We start from the raw sequence: 12,994 nt of genomic DNA, 5'->3' as shown, positions 1-12,994 counted from the left end.
AGATTCCAGAGAGCACCCCATGCGCCTACTCATTGTTGAAGACGAAACCAAAATCGGCGACTACCTCCATCAAGGCCTGACCGAAGCCGGCTTTAATGTTGTGCTGGCGCGCAACGGCCTCGACGGCCACCACCTCGCCATGACAGAAGCATTCGATTTATTGCTGCTGGATGTGATGCTACCGGACGTCAGCGGCTGGAAGATTTGCCAGTCGTTGCGAGAATCCGGCAACCAGACGCCGATTCTGTTTCTCAGCGCCCGCGACCGCATCGAAGACCGTGTCAAAGGACTGGAACTGGGCGCCGACGACTACCTGGTCAAACCTTTTGCCTTTGCCGAATTGCTGGCCCGAGTGCGTACTCTGCTGCGGCGCGGGTTACGCCCGGTACAAGAGACGTTGGCCGTCGCCGATCTGACCCTCGATACCCAGAAACGCATCGCCGTCCGGAGTCACCAGAAAATCCCTCTCACCAACCGCGAATTTGCCCTACTGGAACTGTTGGTCAGCCGCCAGGGAGAAGTGCTGACGCGCTCGCTGATTGCCTCTCAGGTATGGGATATGAATTTTGACAGTGATACCAACGTCATCGACGTCGCCATTCGCCGCCTGCGCCGTAAAATCGACGACCCGTTCGAACAACGACTGATTCATACCGTTCGGGGCATGGGCTATCGTCTGGACGATGAACAACATGATTAAACGGCCATTATCGCTGCAGTGGCGAGTCACACTACTGACCGCAGTGGTAATCAGCGCCGGACTGATTTTGCTGGTCAGCATGGTACAGAATTCCATTCGCAGCCACTTTGCCGAACAAGACAGCCAGGAGCTGGCCCAGGCAGCCGCCGCCATACAACAGGTGTTCTATACCAGCCCCGACCGGGCCGAAGTCCAGGCAGGACAACCACTGCCCGCTCATGTTCAGCACCTGCTGGAACAAATCAGCCACAGCTATCATGGCATCTCGCTCCAACTGCTTGTAGAACGACCCTCGCAACCACTGACAACGCGCTATCACAGTGGTAATGCCAGTGTCAGCGACACCCTCTTACAACAACCCAGTGTTACCCACATTAACGCCAAGACACTGACTAACTGGCAACAAGAAGCTCGTCCGTACCGTGGGGTATTGGTTCACTTAACGTTACCCGCCACTTCCGACGACGCCACCTGGCTCTTGATGCTGGCAACTGATATGCGTTTTCACCTGCGTTTTCTTGATGACTTCCGCAACACCCTGTGGGCCATAGTGCTGGGCATCGGTCTGCTGACGCTGCTGGCTGTCTGGTTCAGTATTCATCAGGGCCATGCCCCTCTGCGCCAGATCAGTCAGCGCATTGCCCGCATCGACTCCGAACAGCTGAACAACCGACTAGACCCCAACCAGGCCCCCTCCGAACTGGTGCCACTGATACAAGCGTTTAACGACATGCTATCGCGGCTGGAAACCGGCTTCGAACGGCTGTCCAATTTTTCCGCCGATATTGCCCACGAACTGCGTACCCCGCTCACCAATCTGATCACCCAAACCCAAGTCATGCTCGGGCAACCCCGTGATCTCAATGCCTACCGCGAGCTGCTGTATTCCAGCCTTGAAGAAGAAGAACGACTGGCCCGCATGGTCGCCGATATGCTCTGGCTTGCCAAAGCCGATAATGGCCTGCAAGGCATCCACCCGGAACCCATCAACCTGCAAGAAGACCTGCACGAGCTGATGGATTTTTTTGAGGCCTGGGCCGACGAACAACAGGTAAGGCTCACCTTCAACCACTCAGAGTCACCGCAACTGACCGGCGACCGCAACATGATACGACGCGCCATCAGCAACCTACTCTCCAACGCCATACGCCATACCGAACCAGGGCACAGTGTTGCTGTTGAACTCCGCCACATCCAGCGCCAAAACCAGGCATACGCCCGTCTCGAGATCCACAACCCTGGCCCAGACATACCGGCAAAGCACCTGCCTCACCTGTTCGACCGCTTCTATCGCGCCGACACCGCACGCCAGAAACACCCCGACAGCAACCCCGACAGCACTGGACTGGGATTGGCCATCACCCACTCCATCATCAACCTGCACAAAGGTACCATTGGTGTACACTCCAGCCATGGCAACACCTGCTTCTACCTGGAAATACCTGCAAACCGGTAATCAGCCACTGCAAAGGTTTTCCCGCACGCCGGAATCCAGTACCATACGCGCCCCTGTCTCCTCATAGCTCAACAGGATAGAGCTTCCGCCTCCTAAGCGGATGATCGAGGTTCGAGTCCTCGTGGGGAGACCATCAAAAACCCAGTAAATTCAAGGCTTTGTGGCCGATTCGCTCCAGAATCATAGCGGTGTCAATGCGGTGTCAAAACCGCTCATAGTGTCAAAACGGTGTCAAACCGTGGCGGCTGTTTTCGCACTTTCCCGCGCTGTCGTGCAATGAGCATTTTCCGCCGCCAACCCGCGCCAGTGCTGGTTTGGTTGGTTTCCGTCTGCTGGCATCACCCGCTGGCCCGCGCTCACCGCTTCAGACCTATGTGTACTGCTTTATAATTACCAAGGGTGTAGAAATAGAGCTACCTTGATCTTACTTTTTGTTTGATCAGATCAGACTCTGATATTCCATCATCATTGACGCGGTATTGGGTAATCTGGGCTTGATGGCAACCAGATATTCAGAGGCGGTATAGGGTGGGGTTTTTCAGGCGCTGGCGCATTTTCTTAACAGCTGAGCAAACAGCAGCGGGCGCCATATCAACCTGATACGCAATAAAGTCATCAGGGTCAGGGAGGTTCAGGCCAGTAATCAGCGATTCATACTCCATCACAAGGGCGTCGTCCGTATATTGATCCACCAGCTCACGAATCCTCTGCAATTGGGCCATTGGCATTCCCGAGTTTTCATGAAGATTACGAATCCATTCATCATGAATCTGCTCACTCCAATGTGCCTTGAAAATACGTTTAGCCGCCAAACTCATCAGCAAATCACGCAGTCCTTGTGGATACAGGACACAGGCGTCCAGAACGACGCGAAACTGGCTCATCAGAAATCCATTCCAGCGTCTTGAGAGAGCGCCGACAATTCATCCAAAGCCTTACCACGGGCTTCATCAACCTGCTTTCGGTAATCCATTACATCGGTCAACTTGACCCGACGATGGCTACCGACCTTGCGAAAGGGAATATCCCCCTGTTCCAGTAACTTCACCAGATGCGGACGACTGACACTCAATAATTCAGCCGCTTGCTGGGTACTGATTTCCTGATGAATAGGAACCAGACTGATGGCATTGCCTTGGGAAACCTGAGTCAACACAGTGAGCATCAGGTTCATAATGTCACCCGGTAGCACCAGTTCGTTGCTGCTGCCAGAGTTGCCCTGAATAGTCATACGTACCCGGTCATCAGCGGAATAATTGGCCAACGCCTGCGCCAGTACCCGGCTGGAGTCCTTGGCCTGTTCGCTGTCTTCGGCAGTCGGCAGGGTCAGCTGCTGAAGAATACGTGAGTAGACTCCGGCCAGGTTCGGCGGTACCTGTCGAGTGACATCAAGCTCAACCAAAAACGACTGATACCGGCCATCTGCCAGATTCACCAGGCCCATAAATACTGTCCGGGATTGGCTGACCACTGCAACAAGGCACAACGAGTGGAGCCGGACCCTACGCTACGGGCACGGATAGATCCCCACGGGTACAGATAAAGCCACCCAGCAAACGTGAGTACCGGCTAGCGGCCAACACCTTGTTATGGATGTAATTCCCCCATAATCCGCTGCCAGGCGATATCCAGCCAGTTCACGTCCTTGATGGAGGTATGACGGGCATCGGCTTCGATGGTGATGTCAAAGCTGTTGTACCAGTCGGTTGGGGGGCCAACGTAAACCGGGTCCAGCGCATAGCCGCGATCCCGGAACTGGTCGGCGGTGATGTCGACAATCAGGTCGTTGATTCTGAGCCAGGCGTGGGAGTAGATTTCGTGGTCTCGACCTCCTGCCCGACCGGAGCAGTAGTCGGCAATCACGCCGGTTTGTTCAAACAGGTAGGTAGCCAGGACATTGGAAGTATCACCACAACAACCTGCCGGGAAGTCCCGAAATACCAGACCAATAAATTCTTCGCGGGGCACTGCTTCTATTGCACGCCGAAACTGTTGTGCCAGCCGGTACAGAGTCGCGTGGTCGGGCGCTACAGCCGCCATCATCAGCCCTCCACTAAAACCAGGTTTCTTTACTCTATGATAAATAATGTAAAGGAATTAGCGTTTTTTGTACAAGTGTTAAGACAACATCCCAAGCCATTATCGATGGTTTTTGTAAACCATTACCGGTTTGTTTCTCCGCGCAGGACAACCCGGTTGGTACTCCCGCCAACCGGCCTGCGGTTTTATACCTTTTGCATCAGCTGGGTCACCAGCCGTCCCAGGGTTTCGAGAGCCTGAATAACGGTATCGTCCCATGGCCGGGCAATATTCAGACGCAGGTATTGTTCAAACCGCTCACTGTTGGAAAACAGGCTACCGGGCACAATGCTGATGGACTGTTCACGAGCAAGGTGAAACAACAACCCGGACGAAACGCCATCAGGTAGCTGTATCCAAAGGCAATAACCTCCCAGCGGCTGGGAGATCAGGGTCTGGGGTGGAAAAAACTGCTGTAGCGCGTTCTGGAACCGCACCCGGTTGCTGCTGATGGTTTGCCGTAATTTCCGTAGATGCCGGTCGTAGTGTCCTTGTTGCAAGTAAGAGTGGATCGTCTCTTGTGAGAGGCTACACGCAGAAAAAGTAGTGAATATCTGTTGTCTGACAACGCCATCAAAATGACGGCCCGGTATACACCAGCCGATTCTCAGCCCTGCCGACAAGGTTTTTGAAAACGAAGAGCAGTACATTACCCGGCCATCGGTATCCCAGGCCTTGAGGGCAGTACAGGCACCGTCCAGGCCGGTGATGGCTGTAACCTGACCACTACCATGTTTGTGACTGGCGGATTGTGTGAGGTGAGACAGTTCGCCGTAAATATCATCTTCCAGCAGATCGATATCATAGCGACGCGCCATCGCCACCAGCTGTTTTTGTCGTGCCACAGGCATCACCGCACCATGTGGATTGGAGAACCGTGCGGTGAGCAAGAGCAGCTTGATTGGCCATTGGCTCAATGCCAGTTCCAGTGCTTCCAGGCTGACGCCGGTAGCCGGGTCGGTGGGGATTTCCAGTACTTTGAGGCCCAGCAGTTCTGCCAGCTGTAAAAAGCCGTAATAACAAGGGGACTCGACCGCAATCAGATCCCCTGGGTGCGTGCTGGCTCGCAAACACAGTGTCAGTGCATCCACACAGCCATGGCTGATCACGATGTCATCGGCGTCGCAGAAGACACTGGCATCCCGCATCCGAATCGCCAATTGTTGGCGCAGGCCAATATGACCAGGTGAAAACTGGTAGGCCAATACCTCGCTTAACTGGTAACGGCTGACTTTTTGAATATGTTGCTGCAACTGGCGCTGAGGCATCAGTGAAGCGTGCGGAATAGTAGCACCCAGATTGATCCGGCCGGGGTGATTCAGTTGATCCAGTACATCACTGATCAGCTCCGACTTGGTCACGGCCGATGGTATTGCTTCTGGCGATGAGACCGGCATCCGGATCACATTGGCCTGATCCATGCCAGCATGGCTGGAGCGGACATAATAACCGGACTGGGGACGGGCCAATAACCAGCCCTGGTCTTCCAGCCAGCCATAAGCCTGGCTCACGGTGGATATACTGACACCCCGCAAACCACTCATCTTGCGCACACTGGGCACCCTGTGTCCCACCGGATATATCCCGCTGCGAATATCGTTACTGAGGGCATCGGCCAGCTGCTGATAAAGAGGCTTGTCCAAGGTGCGTTCGAGCATATTGACTCCTGATGTTGTGTTGCCGCATCAATCACAACCAGCATAGCGGTACTGTCGAGTTAACGACCAGTACAGTTCACTCTCAATTGACCAGTTCAGTTAACTGTACAGGTTATCTGTACTGGTTGTTCATTACCGTTGTGACGCTAATCCTCCCTACCAGACTACGGCATGATGAGCAGGTTCTTCACCCACTCTGCCGAGGTGTTTATGGCTCTGTTCTTGTCACATCGTTCCGAATCGCTCTTGTTGCCTTCCGTGTCCTGGAAGCTGTCTGCTCGATCTGTAGTAGCAGGCCATATTGGCGCACATCCCAAAGCGATCCAATACGTAACTCTGGTGGCAGCCGCGGGCATGATGTGGGTGGGTGTCCGATTGGCTCTGACCCTGTTGTCGGCAGAAGCAGTGGCTTTGGGGGCCAGTACCTTGCTGGGTGCTCTGGCGCTGTTGCAGGTGCTGTTACTACGACTGCCATTACCGGCAGCGGCCAACTGGCCATGGCTGGGACTGACTTCCATATTACTGGGCTGGTTGCTGCCGGTATTACTGCTCCAGCTGATAACCAGCGTCACCTTTGGTTGGCTGTTACTGGTTATTCTGGCGGGCAGTGTTCTGTATACCCTGTGTTCACAGCTGCTGTTGTTTGATCGCCCAGCCACTCTGATTGCCTGGAATATGCTGTTGTGCTTACCCTTGTCAGCATTATGCCTGAGCCAGGCGTTGGAGCAGCCGTTGGCATCGTCACTGCCTCTGATGGCATCTCCCGCCGGGCTGTTCGGAGTGGTGGTGCTGGGAGCAGGCTACTGGTGGTTCTGGGCCGTGCTGCTCAGGACCGGCAAGCCGGTATATCGTTCATAACCGGCCGGGCAGCAGCCAATGCTGCTGCCCACTCATATCTCTCTTGTTGGCTCCTGTCCCCTCTCTCTGTACTCCTCCCTGCAACTCCTCTGTGTCCCCGTCTTTGGCCACTTGGTTATCAACATGACGGGATCCTCTGCTGTCTGTTTTTTGATCTTTACCGTTTTTGATTCACATCAATCCTTTGGTCACAGAACCATTCGAAAATCCCAACATAAAAGCCAAAAACATTTGATAGTCATTATCATTAATATTAGCATAAAGATGTAAACACCTTCAGGAATTGTAATCATGGATCAACTGCAGACTTTTATTCATTCATTAGGAGGGCCGGTCAATGCTATTTTGCTGGTGCTTTCTTTTGTGGCCAGCACGCTGATTCTGGCCAAATTATGGCAATTTTTCCGTCACCGCTCAGGCTCCAAGAGTCGGGTTAATGAGGCGCTGAACCACCTGGCCAACGGAGAGCAGTCACAGGCCTTGCTGGCGACCCGCAATCACCCGGCCCCCAGTCTGGCGCTGATTGGCAAATTTCTTGAGCTGAGAAAAACCCCCTCATTACCTGAAGCGGCACTGCGTGAAGAAACCCTGCGTCTGGCCCGAATTGAAGTCGGCAAGCTGACACAAGGCCTGCGGCCTTTGGAAGTGATCGCCAATATCGCACCGCTGCTCGGCCTGTTTGGTACGGTACTGGGCATGATCGAAGCGTTTCAGGCTATGGAAGCGGCCGGCTCCAAGGTTGATCCTGCCGTCCTGTCTGGTGGTATCTGGCAGGCCCTGCTCACCACTGCTGGCGGTTTGGCCGTTGCGATTCCGGTCTCCATGATCCACAGCGCGCTGGAACGTAAATCAGAGCTGCAAACCGGTGAACTGCAAGATGTGATCGACCGTCTGTTCTTCTTGCATGCCACCCAGAAGCTGGATGCCGATACCGCACCGGCTTCTTATGAACTGGCGGCCCAACGCGCATGAGCAGTCTGGCCATCACGCCACGCCGGGCTCGTCCCATCAGCCTGACTGCGCTGATTGATGTGGTGTTTATTCTGCTGATGTTTTTTATGCTGACATCCAGTTTTACCCAGTGGCTGACGATGCCACTGGCATCACAGTCAGCCAGTAGCGAACCGGCCGAAACGGAAGAACTCCCCCAGTTACTGGTACTTCATCAGGATGGTGCCGTTACGCTGGCGCAAGACAAGCCCACCCGCTTTACCGCGCTGGAGCAAGCACTGGAGCAGGTGAACCACAGCAACAGCCTGGTTGTGCTGCCAGAGGCTGATATTCAGGTACAGCGTATTGTAGAAGTGATGACCACCTTGTCCGCTCTGGATCTGCCTGCGGTCACACTCGGGCAAACATTACCTGGCGATGAAACCGACGCGGCAGCTGCCAGCAGTCACTCAGACCTGCCTCCGGAGTAAGGCCCCATGCTACAAAATACAACTCTGCTTCCTGCCCGCAAGGCACGAAATAGCGATGACAATATGATTCCATTAATCAATATTGTGTTTTTATTGCTGATTTTTTTTATGGTCGCCGGGCAAATCAAAGCCATGCCCAATGCCGACCTGATACTGCCCAAAGCCTTGCTGAACGAAGAAGATGCCCACTCAGAGATGCGGCTTGAAGTGGCGCAACAAGGAACCTTGACTCTGGATGGTACGCCTTGCACACCAGAAGAGCTGGCGACCCGACTACAGGCTCTGAGTGATCATGCCGCCATATCGGTCGGGATTTTTGCCGACCAACGAGCGACAGCTGCCTCCCTGGAGCAAGCGATGGCGGTGCTGCGCCAGTACTCATTCCAGTCGGTACGCCTGTACGCTGAAGCACCGGAAGGAAACTCATGAGTCTGACGCGAAAACACTGGCTGGGCGCATTAACCGTCGCCGCTACTTTGCATGCCTCGGCTGTTTATATGTTGCTGTTTTACACGCCGGCCGTTGCCGAAGGCGACGCCATGTCGAGCGGTGAATCCGGTATCGATGTCAATATGGGTATGCTGGGCAGCTACGCCAATGCCACAGAACGGCTGGTGCAACCAGAACCAGAACCGGTAGTACCTCCGAAGCCAAAACCCAAGCCCAAGCCGAAGCCAAAACCCAAGCCGAAACCAGAAGTGATTAAGGTGCCAGAACCTGCGCCGGAACCTGAGGTTCCGACGTTCAAGGTCGCACCTCAGGAAGAGCTGACACCGGAACCGGAAGTCGAGCCGGAACCAGAGCCAGAAGTTGAACCGGAGCAGGAAGCCGAGCAAGAAGAAACCGAATCAGAGCCGAGCACTCAGCCACCTTCTGCAGCAGCACACTCGCAGAATAAGGAAAATAACTCGGATACCACGTCAGCAGAAGCAACCGGCCACTCCAACCAACAGCATGCCGGGGGCACACCAGGCCAGGCACAAAACTATATTGCCAGTATTCAGCGTTGGCTTAACCGTTTCCAGAAATATCCCAAGGTTGCCAAAAGGCGGAAACAGGAAGGTGTCGTCAAGTTGCAGTTTACGATCGATCGTAACGGTCAGGTAATCAGCTCTGGAATTTATGAGTCGTCAGGTTATCCAGCCCTGGATAAGGCCGCTTTGGCAATGCTGTCGCGAGCAAATCCATTACCCGGCATCCCGGATGATTTTTACCCGGAAAGAAGCACCTTGCCGCTGGTAATTCCAGTCGACTATTCGCTGATTAACTCCTACCGGTAATGATCGGATTCAGAATAACGGACGGTTGCGTCCGTTTGAATCATTGCTTGCCGTGACCAATACCACCTTCTGTGTCTATTGGTCTGGCTCCATCCCTGTTGATTGAATCTTTAAAACCGGCTCTGTCCGTGTCGTTAATCGGCTCTGTCCGTATCCGTTGGCCCGGTCTCATATCCGTTATGCTTATCCGGTGCCAGTTGGCGGATGCAAGCGTTCGAGCTCTTTGGCGGGCATGGGGCGTTCAAACAAGAACCCCTGCAACTGATCGCACTCCTTGAAGCGCAGGATTTCCGCCTGCATTCGGGTTTCTACACCTTCGGCAGTTACGGTCATACCAAGGCTTTTGGCCATCGCGATCACGGCAGAGACAATTTTCTGGCTGCCATCATCATCCACAATATCCTTGATAAACTGCTTGTCGATCTTGAGCTTATCAATAGGAAGCTTGCGCAAATACGACAACGAGGAATAACCCGTACCAAAATCATCCATCGCCAGGCTATAGCCGTTTTCTTTCAACCGGTGCAGCTGCCGAATCACCTGGGTAGCGCCGTGCAGGATAAATCCTTCGGTGATTTCCAGCTCGATATTACTCGCGGTACAGCCGCTTTCTTCGATCATGGCCATAACGTCGGTCGCAAATTCCGGGCGTTTGAGAAAACCACCGGACAGGTTGATGGCCATCTTGCCGTAAATAACCCCGGAGTTGTTCCAATCCATGGCTTGTTGGCTGGCGGTGCGCACAACCCAGTTTTCCAGCTCGGCCATCAGGCCCATTTTTTCGGCGACGGGTAAAAATTCTTCCGGTGAGATTTCACCGCGCTCAGGATGCTGCCAACGTACCAGCGCTTCTACGCCCTGCAGTTGACCCGTTCTGGTATCCACCTGCGGCTGATAGACAAGCTTCAGCTCGTTTTCCTGGATAGCCCGATGCAACTGATATTCGGTTTTCAGAATATCCCGCGACATCGAATCGGTATCTTCGTTAAAGAAGAAACAACGGTTTTTGCCAGACTCCTTGGCTTGATACATGGCCATATCACTCTTGCGCAACAGTGTTGCCGCATCACAGCCATCATCCGGATAAATACAGATACCGATGCTGGCAGTCACTCGCACGGAATCATTTTCGATCACAAAAGCCGACGACAAACGTCGGGTCAGCTTGCTCAATACTGCCCGGGCGGCATCGGCCTGACCAATACCTTCCAGCAACACAACAAATTCATCGCCACCCAGGCGAGCCACCACATCTTCACCCCGTAACTCTTCTTTCAAGGCATCCGCGACTTGCTTCAGTAATTGATCACCGGCCCGGTGCCCCAGGCCATCATTGATGTATTTGAAATTGTCGAGATCAATAAACAGCAGGGCAAATTTTTCCCGGTGCCGTTTGGCGCGGCTGATGGCGGCATCGATCGATTCCTGCAACATCACCCGATTGGGCAAGCCTGTCAGGGCATCATGGTAGGCTTGATGCTCCAGCTGGACATAGGCATCACGAATTTCGCTGATATCAGCAAAAGAAAATACATAATGGCTTCGACGCCCTCTGATATCACGCACACTGCTGATCGACAAGCGGACCGGACACAGCGCTCCCGACAGGGTCAAGGCTTGCCACTCTCCTCCCCAATGATCGGCATCTTCGACGTATTGCTGTAATGACAGGCCGCCAGGCTCCATTCGCTCCAGTAAAAAGATATCCGGGGTGGCACCGGTAACCTTCTCTTCCGACAGCCCGCACAAGCGGGTAAACATGCTATTGACGTGTTCCACTTTCCAGTGGGCATCGGTGATTACCATGGCTTCTCCCGCTTCCCGGAAAGCACTGGCGTAGTGACGCAGCCGTTTTTCCTTTTCCAGACGATCAGTGATGTCGACAACCGTCGCGGATACCCGGATGCCATCATCAGACTCTACCGGGCTAAGGCTGATCTCCACGTCAATCAGATGGCCATCACGATGCTTGCCGTGGATATGCTTGTTCTTGGCCATTGTTCGACGCCCGGACTGGCCGATATCCGCCGTGGATGGGTCCGGATAAAACAGCATCTCGTTGTCCGGTGCCAGGATCTCCATCGGTTGACCAAGCAGCTCCCCTTTATGGTATCCAAACAGCTCATCCAGAGCCGGGTTGGTCATCAGAATCAGGCCGTTACCATCCACAATCAGGATGCCATTGACATTACCATTAACCAGATTCTGTGCCTGGGCACGTGCGTGGGTGAGATCGGCTGACATATCACGCAGACGCTCCGACTCCTGTAGCTGCAGAGCGACATTGGCATGGCGATGACGAAAATACATAAAGGCCAGCAACAGATCCCAGATCACTATCCCGACCGAGATACATCCAATCCAGACATAGAGGCTCTCGTTACTGACCAGTTGTGCCTGCTCTTCACTGGAAATAAAACTGACCAATATCAGTTTGGGGGCATGGCGATAATCCATCGCGTCCGAATCACCCCATTGCCGCTCACCGATATCGGCGACATCCCAAATCCAGATGCCTTCAGGCTCCACCAGGGTACCGGATACTTGCTGCTCCATGGCGCGCCAGGCGGCCTCCGAACTGTCCCGGATGCGTTTGGGGTTGCCAAACATAAAGCCCCATTCATCCTGGGGATTGAAGCCTTTTAGCCAGTCGCCGTTACGATTGGCCATTAACAATGAGTTGTGGGCGGTACTGTGTTCCAACCATTCAAACATCGGGGTCAGGCTGTCATTAATGATCACAATGCCACGATCTTTGCCTGTGCTATCAAATACCCGAGTGGCGGCCCGGATCATGGGCCGGAACGGCCGTTCGACTTCGCCGTACTCCACGTTCAGATCGATAGGGGAAAAATACACACTGCCAGCCGATACCTTGATGGCATCCTGGAAGTAGTAACGATTTGATTTGTCTTGCAACTTGGCGGTGGGAACATGCTGGATACTGCGGCCAAAGCGCTGCAAGCGCACCCGTTCAATACCCTTTTCATCTATCCATCGGGCCTGATAATAAGAGATGTGTCGGTTGGCGACGCCAAACAGAATGTCTGACATCCGGGTGTTGGCATCCTCTTGCGCCAAGGCGGCCTTCAGGGCTGGCTCCTGGGCCAGAGAACGTAACAAATCGCCGGTGTTGGCCATATATCCAGACAGCTGTGAACTGACCAGCTGCACCTGCCGTTCTTCATGGCGTTGCTTGTCGTAAACAATCCGCTCGTTCCAGATGGAGGTAATCCCCCATCCGGTGACAGCCGTCACCACGGAAACCAGTAGCAGCGACAGAAAAACATGTTTACGGACCATCTGCTTTTACTCCCTGAACGTCCACGCGTGTGCAGACATATTATTATATTTCCGTACAACAACTGTATAACGTTCGCACAGGAAATGTACAGAATATAATCAATCAGTCAGGGGCTACAATATTTCTCAGCGGCCATGCTCCGCTACCGACTGTTCGCTTTTAGAGTTTATCAACGCAGCTACCAATAAAGAATAGTAATAATTACTGGAAGCAGTACCCGTTGGCAGAAAATGGCACC

The 12,994-nt window shown here is 53.7% G+C and carries 12 protein-coding genes and 1 tRNA gene; 8 read left to right on the top strand and 5 right to left on the bottom strand.

Features of this window, described 5'->3' with window-relative positions; genetic code table 11:
• Positions 1–19 precede the first annotated feature (19 nt).
• The 3 genes from Q8W22_RS11760 to Q8W22_RS11750 all read left to right on the top strand — a co-directional run bounded on the left by Q8W22_RS11760 (position 20) and on the right by Q8W22_RS11750 (position 2,289).
• Positions 20–700 carry a heavy metal response regulator transcription factor gene (locus Q8W22_RS11760; RefSeq protein WP_305415247.1) on the top strand — a complete coding sequence of 227 codons (681 nt, stop codon included), beginning with the start codon at positions 20–22 and terminating at the stop codon, positions 698–700.
• The gene (locus Q8W22_RS11755; RefSeq protein ID WP_305452450.1) at positions 693–2,156 is read left to right on the top strand and encodes a heavy metal sensor histidine kinase; all 1,464 of its coding nucleotides are present in this window, start codon (positions 693–695) and stop codon (positions 2,154–2,156) included. The genes Q8W22_RS11760 and Q8W22_RS11755 overlap by 8 nt, the downstream gene beginning before the upstream one ends.
• A gap of 57 nt (positions 2,157–2,213) precedes the next feature.
• Positions 2,214–2,289 (top strand) — tRNA-Arg (locus Q8W22_RS11750).
• A 379-nt stretch (positions 2,290–2,668) separates the two neighbouring features.
• On the opposite strand, the gene Q8W22_RS11745 is transcribed toward Q8W22_RS11750, so the two are convergent.
• From Q8W22_RS11745 to Q8W22_RS11730, 4 genes are all read right to left on the bottom strand, one after another.
• Positions 2,669–3,040, bottom strand: a complete 372-nt coding sequence (locus tag Q8W22_RS11745) for a PIN domain-containing protein (protein WP_305452449.1) — start codon at positions 3,038–3,040, stop codon at positions 2,669–2,671.
• Positions 3,040–3,600, bottom strand: coding sequence for a helix-turn-helix domain-containing protein (locus tag Q8W22_RS11740; RefSeq protein ID WP_305452448.1), 561 nt, complete (start codon positions 3,598–3,600; stop codon positions 3,040–3,042). Before Q8W22_RS11740 ends, Q8W22_RS11745 begins: the two co-directional genes overlap by 1 nt.
• A 143-nt stretch (positions 3,601–3,743) precedes the next feature.
• On the bottom strand, positions 3,744–4,199 hold the full coding sequence (locus Q8W22_RS11735; protein WP_303432395.1) for a hypothetical protein: 456 nt from the start codon (positions 4,197–4,199) through the stop codon (positions 3,744–3,746).
• Positions 4,200–4,381: 182 nt separating this feature from the next.
• Positions 4,382–5,893, bottom strand: coding sequence for a PLP-dependent aminotransferase family protein (locus Q8W22_RS11730; RefSeq protein ID WP_305452447.1), 1,512 nt, complete (start codon positions 5,891–5,893; stop codon positions 4,382–4,384).
• 171 nt (positions 5,894–6,064) lie between these two features.
• Here Q8W22_RS11730 and Q8W22_RS11725 point away from each other — a divergent pair, with 171 nt between their 5' ends.
• The 5 genes from Q8W22_RS11725 to Q8W22_RS11705 all read left to right on the top strand — a co-directional run bounded on the left by Q8W22_RS11725 (position 6,065) and on the right by Q8W22_RS11705 (position 9,452).
• Positions 6,065–6,751 carry a hypothetical protein gene (locus Q8W22_RS11725; protein ID WP_305452446.1) on the top strand — a complete coding sequence of 229 codons (687 nt, stop codon included), beginning with the start codon at positions 6,065–6,067 and terminating at the stop codon, positions 6,749–6,751.
• 291 nt (positions 6,752–7,042) lie between these two features.
• On the top strand, positions 7,043–7,723 hold the full coding sequence (locus Q8W22_RS11720; protein WP_303432402.1) for a MotA/TolQ/ExbB proton channel family protein: 681 nt from the start codon (positions 7,043–7,045) through the stop codon (positions 7,721–7,723).
• Positions 7,720–8,172: a biopolymer transporter ExbD gene (locus tag Q8W22_RS11715; RefSeq protein WP_303432404.1), complete on the top strand. Its 453-nt coding sequence runs from the start codon at positions 7,720–7,722 to the stop codon at positions 8,170–8,172. Before Q8W22_RS11720 ends, Q8W22_RS11715 begins: the two co-directional genes overlap by 4 nt.
• A 6-nt stretch (positions 8,173–8,178) precedes the next feature.
• Positions 8,179–8,601, top strand: a complete 423-nt coding sequence (locus Q8W22_RS11710; protein ID WP_303432405.1) for a biopolymer transporter ExbD — start codon at positions 8,179–8,181, stop codon at positions 8,599–8,601.
• Positions 8,598–9,452 (top strand): energy transducer TonB, encoded by an 855-nt coding sequence (locus tag Q8W22_RS11705; protein WP_305452445.1) that lies wholly within the window; start codon positions 8,598–8,600, stop codon positions 9,450–9,452. The genes Q8W22_RS11710 and Q8W22_RS11705 overlap by 4 nt, the downstream gene beginning before the upstream one ends.
• A 183-nt stretch (positions 9,453–9,635) precedes the next feature.
• Here Q8W22_RS11705 and Q8W22_RS11700 read toward each other — a convergent pair whose 3' ends face one another.
• On the bottom strand, positions 9,636–12,755 hold the full coding sequence (locus Q8W22_RS11700) for an EAL domain-containing protein (protein WP_303432411.1): 3,120 nt from the start codon (positions 12,753–12,755) through the stop codon (positions 9,636–9,638).
• Between the last annotated feature and the right edge of the window lie 239 nt (positions 12,756–12,994).

This window comes from Oceanobacter sp. 1_MG-2023 (assembly GCF_030689025.1).
Taxonomy (GTDB): domain Bacteria; phylum Pseudomonadota; class Gammaproteobacteria; order Pseudomonadales; family Oceanobacteraceae; genus Oceanobacter.
This window is presented reverse-complemented; position numbering and strand designations above follow the sequence as displayed.